Below are 18,209 nucleotides of genomic sequence, written 5' to 3' on the forward strand. Positions count from 1 at the left end.
CCGCGCTGCGGTGATGATGACTTTTTGTTTTACCTGCGATGATATCCGCAATTGCCGGCCATAACCAGCCGATGGCATCTGCTAATCCCGATTACTGATAACCGCCTGCTGCTCCGGGCGGGGATTTTCCGATACCGCATGCAGGAAAAATACGACCGTACCCGGCGGATAAATGATATATAAAAAATTCTATCGAGGTATACTATGTCACAACAACTCGGGGGACAACCCATAATAATTCTCAGGGAAGGAGCAACAAGGAACCGGGGGCAGGAGGCCCAGAACAATAATTTTGCCGCTGCGAGGGCAGTGGCAAGCGCTGTCCGGTCAACCCTTGGCCCCAAGGGAATGGATAAGATGCTCATCGACAGTATGGGCGATATCACCATCACCAACGATGGCGTTACCATCCTCAAGGAGATGGACATCGAGCACCCGGCCGCAAAGATGATGGTCGAGATTGCAAAGACGCAGGACGCTGAAGTGGGCGACGGGACCACAACCGCAGTTGTGATTGCCGGCGAACTGTTGAAGAATGCAGAGGGGCTTCTTGCCCAGAGCGTCCACCCGACGGTTATTGCCGAGGGCTACCGGATGGCAGCGACAAAAGCGCTCGTGCTGCTTGACGGCTTTGCTATCACCGTGAAGCCCACCGATACTGCGATGCTCAAGAAGATCGCAGAGACTGCACTCACCGGCAAGAACGCGGAAGCATCGAAAGACCGCCTCTGCGATATTCTCGTCAAGGCAGTCACGTTTGTTACCGACCCTGACGGGACCGTGGATATCGCTCACATCAATGTGGAGAAGAAGGTCGGCGGCGCAGTGGACGACTCGGTCCTCATCGAAGGCATGGTCATCGACAAGGAACGTGCACACCCGGGCATGCCCAGGTCCGTGAAGGATGCAAAGATCCTCCTCCTCAACGCCGCGCTCGAATTCAAAAAGACCGAAGTGGATGCAACGATCAATCTCTCCACACCGGAACAGTTACAGGCATTCCTTGACGAAGAGGAACGGATGGTCCACGCGATGGTGGACAAGGTCATAAAGAGTAAGGCAACCGTCCTCTTCTGCCAGAAAGGCATCGACGACATTGCCCAGCACTATCTGGCAAAGGCCGGCATCCTTGCGGTCCGCAGGGTCAAGAAGAGCGATATCGAGAACCTTGCCCGGGCAACGGGTGCAAACCTCATCAGCAGTATCGATGCAGTCACCGCAAAGGATCTCGGCACTGCCGGGCTTGTCGAAGAAAAAACCGTTTCGGGTGACCAGATGATCTATGTCTCGAAGTGCAAAAACCCCAAGGCGGTCTCTATCATTGTCCGGGGCGGTACCGTGCACGTGGTCGATGAACTCGAACGCGCCATTCACGATGCCCTCATGGTTGTCGGTGTTGTAGTGGAGGGCAGGAAGATCGTGGCCGGCGGCGGGGCACCCGAGACCGAACTCTCGCTCCGTCTCCGTGAGTATGCCGCAAGTGTCGGCGGACGCGGACAACTTGCAATCGAGGCATTCGCTTCAGCGCTGGAGATCATTCCCCGGACCCTTGCCGAGAATGCCGGGCTGGATGCGATCGATATGCTTGTCGCGATCCGGGCTGCACACGGGGCTGGGAAGAAGAACTTCGGTCTCGATGTGGAGGCCGGTAAACCGGCAGACATGCTCAAGGCTGGCGTTGTCGAACCGCTGCGGGTGAAGACGCAGGCAATTTCAAGTGCGACAGAGGCCGCTGTCATGATCCTCCGCATCGACGATATCATTTCCTCATCCAGGTCCGCTGCACCGGGAGGCGGGATGCCTCCGGGTGGAATGGGTGGCATGGGGGGAATGCCGCCCGGGATGGGAGATTATTAAAATAATTTTTCCCCTTTTTTCAATATTTTTTCCGCACCGTTAATTGGGGTGTATTCAGGACGGGTATTCCAGGGGTGTTTTTCAATACTCATCGTGAGCAATAACGCTCATGTAACCGGGAAATTTTTCACGAGGTCTCCTGTTTTGGTACTTTCCTCTCCCCAAATAAAACCCGATCATTTAAGCAATTACACCGCACCACTTAACATTAAGAAAGGTGTCCCATGCCCGTGTCAATCCCGAAAGTCGATCTCAAATCCCAATCCATAACAAAAGAGCAGAAGGAAAAACTGCGACAACTCTTCCCGGAAGTGTTCTCGGAAGATACAATCGATTTTGAAAAACTCAAACTCACGCTCGGCGCTGACGCGGAGACCGTGAAAGAACGATTCGGGCTGACATGGAGCGGCAAGGCAGAATGTTTCCGGATCATCCAGGAGCCCTCGATAGGGACGCTCAAACCGGCAAAGGGAGAATCTGTTGACTGGGACTCAACAGAGAATCTCTTCATCGAAGGCGACAACCTCGAAACCTTAAAACTGCTCCAGAAATCCTACTACGGCAAGGTCAAGATGATCTACATCGATCCGCCGTACAACACGGGCAACGAGTTCATCTACCCGGATAAATTTTCCGAAACTCTTGACACGTATCTTTCGTATAGTGGTCAGGCGGATGCTGAAGGCAGGAAATTCTCAACAAACTCAGAAACGGGTGGACGATATCATTCGAAATGGCTGGACATGATGTACCCCCGGCTCTTCCTTGCCCGGAATTTATTGCGGGATGACGGTGTCATATTCATCTCGATTGATGATCACGAGGTGCACAACCTCCGCGAGATGATGAACGAGATTTACGGGGAGGAAAATTTCATCGGAGAATTTGTCTGGCAATCGAAGAAAGGAGGGGGAAGTGATAAAGGCGGTGTTGTGAATGATCAAGAATACGTTATTTGCTATAGGAAATCTGAAACTGAAAATGCCCTCTCAAGAATTGAAATTGAATCTGAAGAACTAGATGAACAGGATGAAATCGGCGCATTTCGAAAAGGCAGAGAACTAAATAAATGGGGGGCAGGCTCAAGCCGTTCGGATCGACCTACGATGTGGTATCCGATTCCTGGTCCTGATGGAGAGGTCTTTCCAATACGAAATGATGGTAGTGAAGGGCGTTGGAGATTGAAAAAGAAAAATTTGTTAGCACTTGTCGAAAAGGGTGATGTTGAATTTGAAAAACGACCCGATGGGACATACATTGCATATGAGAAAATTAGATCAACAGACCCTCGCTTTAAACCATATCGAACCTGGCTAACTGATATTGGTACTACAGCAGATGGATCAAAGGAATTAAAGAAAATATTTGATGGTAAAAAAGTCTATGATTTCCCCAAACCGGTTTCCTTATTGACTAACCTATTATCAATCGGTTCGAATGAGGAAGACGATATTATTCTAGATTTTTTCGCAGGATCATGTACAACTTCTCATGCGTTAATTAAGTTGAATCGAGAGGGAGATACTAACCGGAAATTTATCTGTATTCAATTGCCGGAATCCGTAAACGATACAACATCTACAGGGAAAAATGCAATTGAATTAGGGATGCCTACACTAGCTGAGGTTGGAAAAGAACGGATTCGCCGTGTCATCGACAAAATCAAACAAGAACAAAAAGAATCTGCAAAACAAAAGAAACTCGCAGATGATCCCGAAACTCCGCAGGATCTCGGCTTCCGCGTCTTCAAACTGAGCAAATCCAACTTCAAAGTATGGAACGGACAAGTTCCGGCAGACGGCAAAGTCGAAAAACAACTGGAAGACTTCATCGAGAACCTCCACAACGATGGCACCGATGAAGAGATCCTCTACGAACTCCTCCTCAAATCCGGGTTTGCCCTCACCATACCGGTAACGGAAAAGAAGATCGCTGGCAAAAAAGTGTACTCCATCGATAGCGATACGCTCCTCATCTGCCTTGAGCACAATCTCACCAAAGATCTCATCGTGAAGATGGCAGAGATCAAACCGGCGCGGGCCATCTGCCTTGACGCAGGATTCAAAGGCAATGACCAGCTCAGGACCAACGCACTGGAGATCATGAAGTCGCATGGCGTTACTGATTTCAGAACCGTGTGAAAGGAGAGTCTTCATGACAGGAAAACCCGTAAAATCGAAAAGTCCGTCACCCGCTGAACCCATCCTCCCGCTCGTTCAGGAGATCCGTGACCTGGTGCAGAGCGCACGGAGGGCAGCGGCACAGAACGTCAACACCCTGCAGGTCGTCACCAACTTTGAGATTGGCCGGCGGATCGTGGAGTTTGAACAACAGGGGAACAGACGAGCGGAATATGGGGAACGAATAGTACGAGAACTTTCACAGAGGCTGACCGCAGAGCTCGGGCGCGGATTTTCTAAGAGTAATTTAGAGTACATGCGCCGGTTTTACCTCGAATATTATGAGGCCGTACCCCCAATTGCCCAAACAGTGTCTGGGCAATTGCCGGCAAAAACAACGACGGAAACTCCAATTAGGCAAACACTGTCTGCCCAATTCACACCCACCTTCACCCTCAGCTGGTCGCACTATATCGTCCTCATGACTATCGAAAACCGGGACGAGCGCCGGTTTTACGAGATAGAATCCCGGCAAAACCAATGGTCGCTTTCCGAACTCAAACGGCAGTTCAACTCCGGCATCTACGAACGACTCGCACTCAGCCGGGACAAAAAAGGAGTAAAAGCCCTTGCAGATAAAGGACAGATCATCGGCAATCCGCAGGACATGCTCAAAGATCCCTATGTTCTCGAATTCCTCGGGCTCGATGAGAATTCACACTACTCCGAGAGCGATCTCGAATCCGCTATCATCGATAAACTGGAAATATTTCTCCTGGAACTTGGCAAAGGATTTCTCTTCGAATCCCGGCAGAAGCGGTTCACTTTCGATGCCGACCATTTCTATGTGGACCTCGTCTTCTACAACCGCATCCTCCGGTGCTATGTTTTGATTGACCTCAAGATCGGAAAACTCACGCACGAGAACCTCGGCCAGATGCAGATGTACGTCAATTATTACAACCGCGAAGTGAAACTTACCGATGAGAACCCAACCATTGGCATGATCCTCTGCAAGACAAAGAACGATGCCCTCGTCAACCTTACCCTGCCGGAGAATGCGAACATCTACGCATCCCAGTACCAGCTCTACCTTCCCTCAAAAGAGGAACTGAAGAAGAAACTGATCGAATGGTCAGAAACTGCATCCGACATGCCGGAGGCCACATAACTCATGATGAAGTTCCGGTTCGATGCGAACCAGCAGTACCAGCGGGATGCGATCGATGCCGTGGTCGGGCTCTTCGATAGCCAGACCCTGAACGCCGGCGATTACGAAGTCTCGCTCAACCCCCTCCTCGAATCGAGAGGACAGGCACTCATCCAGAACGAACTCGGATACGGTAACCGGCTCGTGATCGATGATGTAACCATCAATAAAAATCTCAAAACCATCCAGAAGAAAAACGACATTTACTCGAATGACGACATCGCCACCAAGGAGAAAAACTTCACCATAGAGATGGAGACCGGCACCGGTAAGACCTACGTCTATCTCCGGACCGTCTTCGAACTCAACAAAAAATACGGGTTCAGAAAGTTCATCATCGTCGTCCCGTCGATAGCCATCCGCGAAGGGGTACTCAAATCCATCGAGATCACTCTCGAACACTTCAGGGATCTGTACAATAACGTCCCCTTCACCTATTTTGTCTATGACTCCAAGAGAGTCAGCCAGCTCAGGAGTTACGCAGCGGGCAATGACCTGCAAATCATGATCATCAACATCGACGCCTTCAACAAAAAAGAGAATAACATCATCCACGACACCCGCGATCAGATGGGCGGCAGGAAACCCATCGAATTCATTCAGACTACAAATCCGGTCGTCATTCTCGATGAACCCCAGAATATGGAGAGCGATAAAGCAAAGGACGCCATCGCATCCTTAAACCCGCTGTGTACACTCCGGTATTCAGCAACTCACCGCGATCTCTATAATCCCGTCTACCATCTCGGCCCGGTCCAGGCATTCCAGATGAACCTCGTCAAAAAGATCTCGGTTGCGTCGGTCCTTGCCGAGAACGATCCCACGCAATCCTATATCAAAATCGAAGAGATCCATCTCGACAAACCGCCCCTCAAAGCCAAGATCCGGTTGTATAAAATGGGAACCGCCGGCCCGAAACTCATGTCAGCAATCCTCAAAAAAGATGAGGACCTCTATGTAAAATCGGCAAAGAATCCCATCTATGAAAACGGGTTCATCGTCACCGAGATCAATGCCCAGCCGGGCAGGGAATTTGTCAAATTTTCAAACGGTGTAAGGATGCGGCCCGGGCAGGAACAAGGCGGAGCCCGGCAGGATATCGTAAAAAAACAGATCAAAGAGACCATCCACGCCCACTTTGAAAAAGAATGGCAGTTGAAAGACAAGGGCATCAAAGTCCTCTCGCTCTTCTTTATCGACCGGGTAGATAATTACCGGAAATATTCCGATACCGGCGTGACAAAAGGGATCTATGCCGAATGGTTTGAAGAGGCATACCGCGAACTCGCCGAAGAGTACAAGCAGGCCGGTCTCACGATCCTGCCCGCAGAAGAAGTCCACAACGGTTATTTTTCAAAGGACAACAAAGGACACTTCAAGGATACGGAAGGACGCTCACGACTTGATGAGGACACTTACAGCCTCATCATGAAAGACAAGGAGCGACTGCTCGATCCACAAAATCCCTTGAAATTCATCTTCTCGCACTCCGCTCTTCGCGAAGGTTGGGACAATCCCAATGTCTTCCAGATCTGTACACTCAACGAAACCGTATCCACGCTCAAAAAGCGGCAGGAGATCGGCCGGGGGCTGAGGCTGCCGGTAAACAAAGACGGTGACCGGGTCTTCAGTACCGAGATAAACAACCTCGTGGTGGTGGCCAACGAGAGTTACACGGACTTTGTTGCTGCTCTTCAGCACGAGTTTGAAGAAGAGGGCATCGTCTTCGGGCGCCTTCCGGTGGAAGCATTCCAGGGCCTCCGTATCGGAAAAGCCGGTGAGGAACGGCCCCTCACACCAGAAGAAACCGAAGAACTCCGGACACACATACAGGACAACGGATGGATTGATGATGACGGGAAGATTAACGATACATTCGGTCAGGCCGTAGAAAACCATACCTTTGTTGTCCCGGAAAAATTCAGGCCCGCAACCCGGGAGATTATCGAGATCATTGACCGGCATAAGATCGAAAATCACGTCACCCGGTACCGTCCCATAAAAAGCAAAGTCAGGGAAGATGTGCTGCTCGATCCGGAATTCGAAAAGTTCTGGAATGCTATCAGTCAGAAGACCATTTATTCCGTCAATTACGACACCGGCGACCTTATAAAACGAACCGCTGCTGCAATAAAAAAGATGGAAAAGATCGAACCGCTGAAAATTACCACCACGGTCGCTGATGTCTTATTCAAAACAAGCGGTATCGAAGCCCAGGAAGTCAGAACCCCTGATCACGAGTATCTCACGCAAAGGACCCATATCCCGGATATTCTTTCCTATATCCAGAGCAGGGTTGAACTGACCCGGCATACGATTTTTGAAATCCTCAAAAAGTCCGGGCGTCTCGGTGATCTTATCAAAAATCCCCAGCAGTTCATGGATGCATCGGTAAAGTGCATCCAGGATGAACTGCACCGGATAATCATTGAGGGGATACAATACGAACGGCTGAATGAGATCGCCTATGAAATGAGCCGGTTCAGAACCGATGAGCACGAAAAAGAGTTCATCAACGATCGTATTGTCCCGACCAAAAAATCACTTTATGATTACATCACTTATGACTCAATCACCGAGAAGAAATTTGCCGAGGGTCTTGAATCCTTAAAAGATATCAAATATTTCATCAAACTGCCCGCATGGTTCAAGATTCCGACACCGGTCGGGCAGTATAATCCGGATTGGGCGATCTTAAAGCAGAACGGAAAGATCGTTTACATGATTCGGGAGACGAAGGGCACGAAAGATGCCCTTGGATTGAGACTTGGGGAGAGTGAGAAGATCGCATGTGGTGAAAAACACTTTGAAGCGATTGGCATCGATTACAAGATAGCGACAAGTATTAACGATGCGGGATTGTGAGATAAAACTCCATCAACTATTTTGAATCGTGCCCTCTCCCGCCAGATCAGATTAGTCCTCTATTTCTTCGCTTTCCGTCCCATCTGCACTTTCTGGACAGTGATAAGCCCGTGCTCCACCATCGCCTCGACTTCCGGGACAATCGCCATGATCTTCTCTTCGGTGTCCACCACCGTGATCACGACCGGAAGATCCAGCGAGAGATTGAGTGCTATCCGGTCCGAAGTGAATGCCGGAAGATCGTTCCCCGTGTGGATCAGCGGGAGGTGTTCAATGGGCAATATGGCAAAAGGGCACATCAAACCGCTAAGTACCTCTAAGGAAAATATGAATTTTTTTATCAATCCGATTCGATCGGATAAAAAATGAGGTTAGTACGTGGCAAGATACCGGTTGAGTTCCCACGGGTGGACCGCGAGACGGAACGCATCGATCTCTGCCTCGGCGATTCGGGCGAGGTTCTCAACCATATGGCTGCCGAGTGCATCGCAAATCACCTTATCCTTCATCAGGTATGCCTGGGACTCCGCGAGACTTCCGGGCAGCATCTCGATCTTCATCTTCTTGCGCTCTTTCTCACTCAGGTGATAGATATTGACATCAGTACTCTCCGGGGGCATGATCTTGTTCTTCACACCGTCAAGCCCGGCTGCGAGCATGCAGGCGAACGTGAGATACGGGTTGCACATCGGGTCCGGGCTCCGGAATTCTGCACGGGTACCGTTGCCCCGGGCGGCAGGTACGCGTACCAGTGCCGAACGGTTCGCGTCGCTCCATGAGATATAACACGGCGCTTCATAACCGGGGACAAGCCGCTTGTACGAATTGATCGTCGGGTTTGCAACACGGGTGATAGCTTTTGCATGCTTTAAGATGCCGCCGATGTAATAGAGAGCAGTGTCGCTGAGTCCCTTGGGTGCATCGGCATCGAAGAATGCATTCTTCCCATCTTTTGAAAGCGAGCCGTGGGTGTGCATGCCGCTCCCGTTGATACCGGCAATGGGTTTTGCCATGAACGATGCATGGAGCCCGTGCCTGAGCGCGATGGTCTTTGATGCATACTTCTGGGTCACCACGCGGTCGGCCGTCGTAACGGCATCAGTATATTTGAAATTGATCTCGTGCTGACTTGCCGCGACTTCGTGGTGGGACATCTCAATCTCAAAGCCCATCTCGGTCAGCGAGAGCACAATATCCCGTCTCACATCCTCGGCCCGGTCATTGGGGGCAAGATCAAAATAACAGCCCAGATCGGAGAATTGTGTTGTCGGCCTCCCATCGACAAGGTTAAACAGGAAAAATTCTAGTTCCGGGCCGGTATTGAAACTGTATCCCATCTTTGCAGATTCTGCCATCGCTCTCTTCAGGACATACCGGGGATCACCCTCGAAGGGCTTGTTCCCATACGTGTAAATATCGCAGACAAACCGGGCAATCTTGCCTTCAACAATTTTCCAGGGTAACACTGCATAGGATGCAGGATCTGCCTTCAGCAGCATATCGGATTCTTCGATGCGGGTAAATCCCTCGATGGATGATCCGTCAAACCATGTCCCCTCTGTCAGGGATTTCTCCACCTGAGCTACCGGTATTTCCACATTCTTGGGTATGCCCAGTACGTCCGTGAACTGGAGTCGGATGAATTTTATATCGTCTTTTTTAATTCTGTCAAGCATTCGGGTGACTTCAGCGGTTGTCATGATACACTTCTCCTCATTAGGATAGTTTCACAGGAACGGTGCGAAAAAAGCAAAGAAGCCGGTCTGAACATCCGGCACCATGACCTTCTGACCTTTCCTCCTCGGTTGTGCTTTAGGTTGTAGCAGAAGTCATCAGCCGGATATGGCGGTTTTAGGCGGACTTCATCGCCGGTATGATAGATTGGTGTGGAATAATAATTGAAGGTTACGACCTGTATTATTCGTCGTCAAAACAGGTTGTGACGCTTTTCCTATAATTTGAATCTGACGATCTGCCGAATGTTCAGGCGTTATCAACCAGAGGAAAGAAGCCGGGTTCTTTCTTTTCTTTCCATTGCGTGGGAACATTTTATCATCTCACCGCAGAACTGTTGAACTATCATGACCCGGAAAGAACTATTTCATGGTGTCGAGGGGATCCTGGATCCGTTTAAGGATTTTCTCGTGACAAAGGGATTAAAGAAGGGCGACCAGGTAGTTTATTACGGAGTTCCCGGCACGTGTACGCCGTTTGTCGAGATGCTTGGATTTGCCATCAACTCCCTTGAACTTGAACAGGTCTTTGTACCGATGATGAACGAGAGCAAAGCATACAGGTTGCAGTCGGTTCGCGAAATCGGGATGCAGGCCCGCGTTTCATCGGTAGGTCTGAAACCAAAGGCAATTGTCATCCTGGGGGGACTCTCCATGCCTGATGTGCCTGTAAAAGTGGAGAAGGTGAAAGCGGTTATTGACAAACATCCCGGGGCATTGGTCATGGGGTTCTGTTTCATGCATATGTTTGAAAAAGCCGGGTGGCTCACTGAGATCTCGTTTGACTGCCTGATCGATGCAATGATCGATCCGGTTGAGGTTACAACGAAATCCTGATCCCCGGAAAGACCTGTCAGAAAAACGCAGAAGCGAAAGCGTCTGATCCCCCCCCTCACTCACACCGCAATTCACGTTATAATCACGACAATTCTGATATTCCCCCGTATTGGTTTCATCTCCATCCTTTTTTTAAATCTTCATAGAAGAATTCTATTCTTCCCTGCCTTATTTTCCGGGAAAAACCGGCATGTCGGAAAAAACGACCTTCATATTCGCATTCCGGCAGCCTTTTCAGGGTCCGGATGGGGTAAATTAAGTGGCGAAAATCGCATCGATTTAATGGCCTTTGGTGGGCTTTAGGAGGGGGTGATTCCTGCCGTATTTTGGCAAACAGAGCGATATATGCCCCCCGTTTCCACAGGTGCCGAAACGGACTGTTTTACGAGGTTTTCCGGATAGGGGCATGGCAATCGGAGCCTGAATTGGGCTTATTTTCCCTCAGGGTTCAGACCTCCTGATTCCAGACATCTCCGACGAAGGGTAATGAGAGAACAGATCACCGATCATATACTTTCTTTCTCGGGCCAATTTTGACAACGGAGATCAGCAATGCGGAATCATCGATTTTAAGGATAGCGCGTTTGGTTCCGACACGCTGATGGTAATACGGATACCCTTCGCATCGTTTAGCCGTGCGGTGCGGATCTTCAGATAACGATTCAATTTTATCAACAATTCGTTTTGAAATGTGCGAGGATAATTTTTCCAAATATTTACGGGTCCGGTCTGTCCAGAGAAAAGATTAACTCATTGGATCCCAAGTTTGGCCCGCAACTCTTTGGTTGTATAGACACGCCCCTTCAAAAATATCCTCTTCGGCCTCGGCTATGTCTTTTAAATCCTGTTCGTCCAGGGATGCATCCGGGTTACGGCATTTCCGCTTGATAAACTCGGGCATATCATATCATTATCCTGCGAGATTATCAAATTTAGTATAGTTCAAAAAAAACTTTTACTCAATTGAATAATTTTGTCTCATTTTACGGAGACGGTGGGGAGACTGTCAGGCCGCAGCGGCCCTTTGTTTGCACCGGGCGAGTGCATCAGCGCGAGGTCGGGGTGAACGTGTCACTGAGCGTTAGTCATGAGCCCGATCAACAGCGACGAACATTTCGCGGGAGCTGTATGCGAGGAGCGGACCGGTGCAGCCGCTGGCGATGGAGCGGAGCGATGAGCCTGGGGCGTCATCCTGCCAACAGGAAACTCCGGGAAAAGAAAGGGAGGTGATGTGAGCGGAACGGGCGAAAAGCCCGTGGAGACGAACAGGACGAAAGCATCTGCGGTCTACCTGTCCAATAGCAGGGGAGCACCTGCCCTCCGCCCGCTTCACCGCACCTGACTCCCTTTGTAAACCCAATATATACAATAAGAACCAAAACACCGATTCCACTGATGTGAATGCGTTCAAAAAAATTTCAATGTAACGCTTCCACCGGGGTTTTGTCTGCTTATCAAAAAGAGTTCCGAAACGTGGATGGTTATCGTGCCAAAAAGTTACATGTCCACCCGCGTCACGACTCCATGAATCTTTTCGGACGGTAACTTGTAGAACTGCACGAGCGAGGGGGAAAGACGCTTGATCGCCGCAAAGATGCGCCACACCACATGGGTTGTGACGATATCCTCCATACCATAAAAGATCGTCAGCTCATCGATCTCCGCCTCTTTTAATATCCTCCCGATATCGACAATCTCCATATACCCGAGATAGATCTCAAAGATCGAGAAGCCTTTGGTGATCTCGCGGGTGATCCCCCACGTTACCCCGAACGGCTGTTCCGTCCGTATAATCGAGACGATGATGTTGTCGTCATAGACAATCTTGTTGTTGAACATGATCCGGGTGATATACTGCGGCAGGTTCCGGAAATCCTGGGCAAAGAATAACGCAGTGCCGGCAATCCGGTTCGCTGAATGATAGGCTTCATTGAAGGTTACTAAAAAATCATCGAGAGGAATCGGACGTAATGCAGCGGCGAGTTTCTTCTGGCCGGTTACAAAGATCATGATGATACAGAACGGGATGGCTGCGATGACGAGCGACCAGTAACCGCCAGAGGGGATCTTGTTGAAGTTGGCAAGCAGGAACACAAACGTGATTCCAAGAAGAGAGACCGCTATCAGGGATTTCGTGATCTGCCCGCGAAGGAGGAGGATCCACACCATAAAGATGCCGGTAATTACCATCGTGCCGCACACTGCAAGGCCATAGGCATGCGTGAGGTTACCCGAAGATTTGAAGATCATGATGACAAACAGAACCGCAAAGAGCAAACCCCAGTTCACGACATCGATATAGATCTGGGAGCGGAGGAGCGGGGACGTATATTCGATCCGCAACCGGGGGAGGATGTGGGTGGTGATACCCTGGTACACGATGGAAAAGATCCCGGAGATCATGGCCTGCGATGCAATAATCGTTGCAGCGATGCTCAGGAGCAGGAACGGAATGTACAGGATCTGAAACTGTGTGAAGATCATCTCGAAGAGTATGTTATGCGCCCCGGGATGCGTCATGAGAAATGCCCCCTGCCCGAGATAGTTCACGGAAAGGGCGACAAAGACAATGTACCATGCTTTGACAATCGGCTCCCTGCCCAAATGCCCCATATCCGCGTACAGGGCTTCGCCTCCCGTTGCAACGAGGATGACGGTGGACAGGATCAAGAATCCTTCAGGTCCGTGCGAGGTTAAGTAGTGGATTCCATATATCGGGTTGATTGCAAGCAGGACCTGCGGTGCGAACCAGATCGCATACAGACCCGCTCCCGCAAGTGCAGTGAACCATATGACCATGACCGGCCCGAATGCCCATGCCACCCGTTCACTTCCCCGTGCCTGGATAGCAAAAAGACCGATCGCGATGATGCCTGCGATGATCATAAGCGTCATCTCGGGAGTGGTCTCGAACCCGGGGATGAGAGTTATGCCCTCCACGGCAGAGAGCATACTGATCGCCGGCGTGATCACACCATCGCCGATGAAAAGGGCAATGCCGGCAATGGCGAGAAGAGAGACAAAGGCGATCTGGTTGCCGGATTTTAACATCGGGAGCAGGATCTCCTTGAGCACGATGGTCCCGCCTTCACCCTTCTTACCGAGGTGCATGGCGAGCCAGGTATACTGGACGGTGACGAGCGTGGTCATGGTCCAGATGATCAGCGAGAGCATGCCCATGATATTCTCCGGCGTCGGCGGGATCAGGAAAAAAATCGCAGTAAGCGCATAGATAGGACTGGTACCGATATCGCCAAACACAAGTCCCATGGACTTGACGACACCATTCAGAGAGGTGTGTGCCATTCTGTACTGCTATTTCCGGATCACATTAAATGCTTTGTTTTTTAAAATCGGATGGGATCCCAACAAGAGCCTGCTATCAGCAAAGGAAAACAGGTCACGGATTAAATGCTCATAAAACCACGCATGGGTTAATACTATCCCGACCGACTTTCTGGTATACCCGCCACCGTACGAGAGCAGACGCAATTACAGGATACCGGTTATCCTGAGCCGCTGATTTTTGAGAGAATGAGGACGCCGAAGCTGCCATCCCAGCAGACTTCCCGGAATTCCATGTCCAGCCGAACATCTCTGCTGCCGGGCCGCAGGAGACGGACATCGGAAACCTCACCGTGTGCACCAAGTGTTGCCTGCCGGATCCGCTCCCTTACCAGCTCCTTACGTTCAGGCTGAACCAGATCGAGAATGTCCCTGCCAACCGGTGAACCCACCGGATCTCCGTCAAACAACCGGAGAAAGGCCCGGTTCCCATATTGAATAATCCCGTCCCGGTACACGAGCACCGCATCCGGCGACCATTCCGTAAGAATGCGGTAATTTTTCTCGCTTTTTATCAGGTTCTCCCCGCTAATTTTATAATTCCATATGAGAGAGGCCGACGCAATAAGCATGCAACTGAAAAACAGCCGGTTCAGAAATGCATAGAGCGGGGACATGTCCTGAGGTGAGAGGAAGAAACTCACCGCAAGCAGGACAATGATGATACCGGTGACGATAAACTGCCCGTTTCGCATCTCCAGGTAAAGGGTCAGGAAGAGCGGGATAAAATACAGGATCCATGCCGAAAAGCCAAGCGGTGTGCTGATGTCAGTGATGAAGATAATCATCAGAAAGACAAGGATCAGGACCGGGATCCGGAGGGTGTTCTCCCGCGTTCGAATCCCTCCTGTCACGCTATCTGCATTGCTCATATTGCGAGTGTCCTCTCTTATTGAATATAAACACTTGGGCTCGTGGAACCGGGACAAATCTCAAATGGTAGTGACGTGATGTGAGCGGAACGGGCGAAAAGCTCGTGGAAACGAACAGGACGAAAGCGTCTGCCTACCAACCGAGCAGCAGGGTATCGTCGCCCGCACCGCACATCATCTCCATGTAAACCCCGCTCCGCGACCGGCTTAAAAAGGGTTTTATCTGTTCAAAGAAGCTTCGTCTCTTCGGTCGGTTTCGGCACTTTCACGACAAGAACCCGGAAGACCGCGTTGCTCTCGTTTATCCAGCGGTGCGGGATCCTTGCCGGGCTCTCAATGAGCATATCTTTCGTACAACGTGCCTGTTCATCACCAATCTCGACGATCCCAATCCCTTCCAGCACGTAGAAGAAAACGTCGACCGGAGTCATATGTTTTTTCAGCGATTCACCGGGCTGGAGTGTAATCACGACAGCAATGGCGTTCTTCGTATCATAGATCTTCCGGGCGTCCACGTGATGCGGGTTTTGTCCCGAAACAACCTCTGCAACTTCGGTAATCTTCATTTTTTTATCACCTCTATCTTTGAATATTCAGTTTACAGTACGCAGACACTGCAATCCTGCTCGCCGCAGGGGATGTTGTCGATCTTCCATTTCAGTGCCCAGCTTTTTATTGTCCGGATCACGTCCACAATCTCAATCCCGCTCTCGGTCAGCGTGTATTCGGTCCTGACCGGGAATGTGGTCGCGTAGACGTGCCGGGTAATGATACCCTCATTTTCGAGCTCCTTCAGCCGCTCCGAGAGTACTTTCGGCGTGATGCCGGCAAGGGTGTCCCGGAGCTCCGAGAACCGCCGTGTATATCCTCCGCCCTTGTAAAGTTCGAGGATGATCAGGAGCGTCCACCGCTTGGAAAGGTACCGGACGGTCTGGCTGACCGTGCATGCATCCTGCATGGTATGTATTTGGATACTCCTGATTATTTATAATCTGGTATGATATTGATATCTTGTATCAAAAAGAAATCAAAGGAGTCAAACAATGTTCTGTTACCAGTGTGAAGAGACCGTGAAAGGCACCGGCTGCACGATCAAGGGTGTCTGCGGAAAAGAGGACGAGATCGCTGCCTACCAGGATGTGCTCGTGTACCTCTGCAAGGGAATCGCGATCCGGAACCTTGCGGCAATGAAGAACGGGAACGGCAATCCTGATGCAGGGCTTTTTATTGCAGAGGCGCTCTTTGCAACGCTGACGAATGTCAATTTCGACAAGGCCCGGTTCACGGCCCTGATCAACAGGGCTGTCGCGATCCGGGGCACGCTGCCCGCGAGCGGCAGCACGGAGCCGGATGCCTGCACCTGGAAGCCGAACGGTGAGAGTGACATCCTAAAAAAGGCAAAATTTGTCGGCATTCTCGCGACGGAAAACGAAGATGTCCGCTCGCTCCGGTCTACCCTCCTCTTCGGGCTCAAGGGTATCTCGGCGTACTATACCCATGCGGCTGTACTCGGGAAGACCGATGCGGCAATAACCACATTCCTCCAGAAAGGTCTGGCCTCAACAATTCAGAACCTGCCGGTACCTGATATGATAGCACTCGTGATGGAGTGCGGGGAGTATGGGGTAAAGGTCCTTGCCCTGCTGGATGAGGCAAACACGTCGGCCTATGGCAAACCGCAGATTACCAGCGTGAAGACCATGGTCGGAACACGGCCGGCCATCCTCATCACGGGCCATGACTTGAAGGATCTTGAGATGCTGCTGGAGCAGTCCAGGGACGCCGGTGTGGACGTGTATACTCACGGCGAGATGCTGCCGGCCCATGCCTACCCGGCATTCAAAAAATATCCTCACCTTGTCGGCAACTACGGGAGCTCGTGGTGGCACCAGAAGGAAGAGTTCGAGCAGTTCTGTGGGCCGGTGCTGTTTACCACCAACTGCCTTGTCCCGCCGAAGGATTCGTACAAGGGCCGCCTGTTCACGACCGGCCTGACCGGCTACCCGGGCGTCCCGCAGATCGAAGCGGGCCCTGACGGGAAGAAGGACTTCTCGAAGATCATTGCCCTCGCAAAGACCTGCCCTCCGCCCAGTGCCCTCCCGGGCAGCGGCAGCGACCTCATTACCGGCTGCGCACACGATGCGGTACTCGCCCTTGCGGACACGGTGGTTGCAGCGGTGAAAAGCGGCGACATCAAACGGTTCATCGTCATGGCAGGCTGCGATGGCCGGCAGAAAGAGCGGGAGTACTACACGGAGTTTGCAAAGGCGCTCCCCAAGGACACCGTCATCCTCACCGCAGGCTGTGCCAAGTACCGGTACAACAGCCTCGGGCTCGGCACTATTGGTGGCATCCCCCGGGTGCTCGATGCCGGCCAGTGCAATGACTGCTACTCGCTCGTTGTCATCGCCCAGGCACTTGCAAAGGCTTTTGGTGTCGGCATCAACGAACTGCCGATCTCCTACAACATCGCGTGGTATGAGCAGAAAGCGGTACTCGTCCTCCTCTCCCTGCTCTCGCTTGGGGTAAAAGACATCACGCTCGGGCCGAAACTGCCGGGCTTTGTCTCACCAGCAGTACTAGATGTGCTGATAAAGCAGTTCGACCTCAAACCCAATACCACGGTCGAGGCCGACATTGCACGGATGGTACCGAAGTAAACTAAAAAAATCCATAGTCATAATCACCCGGCACAAGGTATGTACAGGGAGTAATCGTATGGTGGAATTTAAATTAGAAAATCCGGATAAGCACGACAAAAAAAGGGAAGAACTGCTAGCAAATGTCCTCGATCTCAATGATCTTGTCTCCTATCAGGACGGGACGGTCGCGAGCCGGATGATCGTCAACAATAAAGCCGGGAGTATCACCGTCTTTTCTTTTGACGAGAACGAAGGGCTGTCAGAGCATACCGCTCCGTATGACGCCGTGGTTACCATCCTTGATGGGGAGTGTGAAGTATGGGTCTCGGGCAAAACTCTCCCGATGAAAGAGGGCCAGACGATTATCTTTCCGGCAAACGCTCCCCATGCACTCAGTGCCATTACGAAATTCAAGATGACGCTGACCATGATCCGGGGGTAAATGCATGGGCGGGAATGATCAGGACGGATATTATTGTACCATCTGCGGAGGTATCCCTCCCGACAAGATAACCATCAGGCAGATTCTTGTTGACGGCAAAGCGACCGGTATTGATAAGCTCGACTGGATCCTCGCGGAGGTACGGAAACTGAACCTTTCTGATGACACCGTCATCATGGAGGAACTGCTAAAACGAACCAAGGCGCTCAACTATGTTCCTACAAAAAAGGCAAAGGAATACGGCGAGGCGTTGCTGAAGGAATACAAAAATCCAGGGGTGTAACCG

At 51.0% G+C, this 18,209-nt stretch carries 15 protein-coding genes; 8 read left to right on the forward strand and 7 right to left on the reverse strand.

The genetic code is table 11. The features are described 5' to 3' along the window. The first annotated feature begins 204 nt into the window (after nt 1–204). The 4 genes from CVV30_00455 (at nt 205) to CVV30_00470 (ending at nt 8,052) form a co-directional block, all read left to right on the forward strand. Complete coding sequence (locus CVV30_00455; protein ID PKL69880.1) at nt 205–1,857, forward strand: thermosome subunit; 1,653 nt, start codon at nt 205–207, stop codon at nt 1,855–1,857. Between the two features lie 224 nt (nt 1,858–2,081). Next, the gene (locus CVV30_00460) at nt 2,082–3,998 is read left to right on the forward strand and encodes a site-specific DNA-methyltransferase (GenBank protein PKL69881.1); all 1,917 of its coding nucleotides are present in this window, start codon (nt 2,082–2,084) and stop codon (nt 3,996–3,998) included. Nucleotides 3,999–4,011: 13 nt separating this feature from the next. After that, nucleotides 4,012–5,148 carry a DUF1016 domain-containing protein gene (locus CVV30_00465; GenBank protein PKL69882.1) on the forward strand — a complete coding sequence of 379 codons (1,137 nt, stop codon included), beginning with the start codon at nt 4,012–4,014 and terminating at the stop codon, nt 5,146–5,148. Nucleotides 5,149–5,151: 3 nt separating this feature from the next. Beyond that, nucleotides 5,152–8,052, forward strand: coding sequence for a type III restriction endonuclease subunit R (locus CVV30_00470; GenBank protein PKL69883.1), 2,901 nt, complete (start codon nt 5,152–5,154; stop codon nt 8,050–8,052). A 59-nt stretch (nt 8,053–8,111) separates the two neighbouring features. Here the strand turns inward: CVV30_00470 and CVV30_00475 are convergent, their stop codons facing one another. Together CVV30_00475 and CVV30_00480 are read right to left on the reverse strand one after the other, a co-directional pair. Continuing rightward, entirely contained in the window at nt 8,112–8,351 is a 240-nt protein-coding gene (locus tag CVV30_00475) for a hypothetical protein (protein PKL69884.1), read from the reverse strand. A 72-nt stretch (nt 8,352–8,423) separates the two neighbouring features. Continuing rightward, nucleotides 8,424–9,752, reverse strand: a complete 1,329-nt coding sequence (locus CVV30_00480; GenBank protein ID PKL69885.1) for a type I glutamate--ammonia ligase — start codon at nt 9,750–9,752, stop codon at nt 8,424–8,426. 381 nt (nt 9,753–10,133) lie between these two features. On the opposite strand from CVV30_00480, the gene CVV30_00485 reads away from it, so the two are divergent. Then, nucleotides 10,134–10,622, forward strand: a complete 489-nt coding sequence (locus CVV30_00485; GenBank protein PKL69886.1) for a DUF2124 domain-containing protein — start codon at nt 10,134–10,136, stop codon at nt 10,620–10,622. A 499-nt stretch (nt 10,623–11,121) separates the two neighbouring features. On the opposite strand, the gene CVV30_00490 is transcribed toward CVV30_00485, so the two are convergent. From CVV30_00490 to CVV30_00510, 5 genes are all read right to left on the reverse strand, one after another. Further along, nucleotides 11,122–11,334, reverse strand: coding sequence for a type II toxin-antitoxin system RelE/ParE family toxin (locus CVV30_00490; protein ID PKL69887.1), 213 nt, complete (start codon nt 11,332–11,334; stop codon nt 11,122–11,124). Nucleotides 11,335–12,119: 785 nt separating this feature from the next. Next, entirely contained in the window at nt 12,120–13,928 is a 1,809-nt protein-coding gene (locus CVV30_00495; protein ID PKL69888.1) for a potassium transporter Kup, read from the reverse strand. 200 nt (nt 13,929–14,128) lie between these two features. Further along, nucleotides 14,129–14,839 carry a hypothetical protein gene (locus tag CVV30_00500; protein PKL69889.1) on the reverse strand — a complete coding sequence of 237 codons (711 nt, stop codon included), beginning with the start codon at nt 14,837–14,839 and terminating at the stop codon, nt 14,129–14,131. Between the two features lie 227 nt (nt 14,840–15,066). Next, a complete protein-coding gene (locus tag CVV30_00505) occupies nt 15,067–15,405 on the reverse strand; it encodes a cupin domain-containing protein (GenBank protein ID PKL69890.1) in 339 nt (112 codons plus the stop codon). 32 nt (nt 15,406–15,437) lie between these two features. Further along, the gene (locus CVV30_00510; GenBank protein PKL69891.1) at nt 15,438–15,797 is read right to left on the reverse strand and encodes a transcriptional regulator; all 360 of its coding nucleotides are present in this window, start codon (nt 15,795–15,797) and stop codon (nt 15,438–15,440) included. An 85-nt stretch (nt 15,798–15,882) separates the two neighbouring features. On the opposite strand from CVV30_00510, the gene CVV30_00515 reads away from it, so the two are divergent. The 3 genes from CVV30_00515 to CVV30_00525 are packed head-to-tail and all read left to right on the forward strand — an operon-like array spanning nt 15,883 to nt 18,206. Further along, the gene (locus CVV30_00515; GenBank protein PKL69892.1) at nt 15,883–17,499 is read left to right on the forward strand and encodes a hydroxylamine reductase; all 1,617 of its coding nucleotides are present in this window, start codon (nt 15,883–15,885) and stop codon (nt 17,497–17,499) included. 58 nt (nt 17,500–17,557) lie between these two features. Further along, nucleotides 17,558–17,923 carry a cupin domain-containing protein gene (locus CVV30_00520; protein PKL69893.1) on the forward strand — a complete coding sequence of 122 codons (366 nt, stop codon included), beginning with the start codon at nt 17,558–17,560 and terminating at the stop codon, nt 17,921–17,923. 4 nt (nt 17,924–17,927) lie between these two features. Further along, nucleotides 17,928–18,206, forward strand: coding sequence for an aldolase (locus CVV30_00525; GenBank protein ID PKL69894.1), 279 nt, complete (start codon nt 17,928–17,930; stop codon nt 18,204–18,206). Nucleotides 18,207–18,209: the final 3 nt, after the last annotated feature.

Source organism: Methanomicrobiales archaeon HGW-Methanomicrobiales-1, assembly GCA_002839675.1.
GTDB lineage: Archaea > Halobacteriota > Methanomicrobia > Methanomicrobiales > Methanospirillaceae > Methanoregula.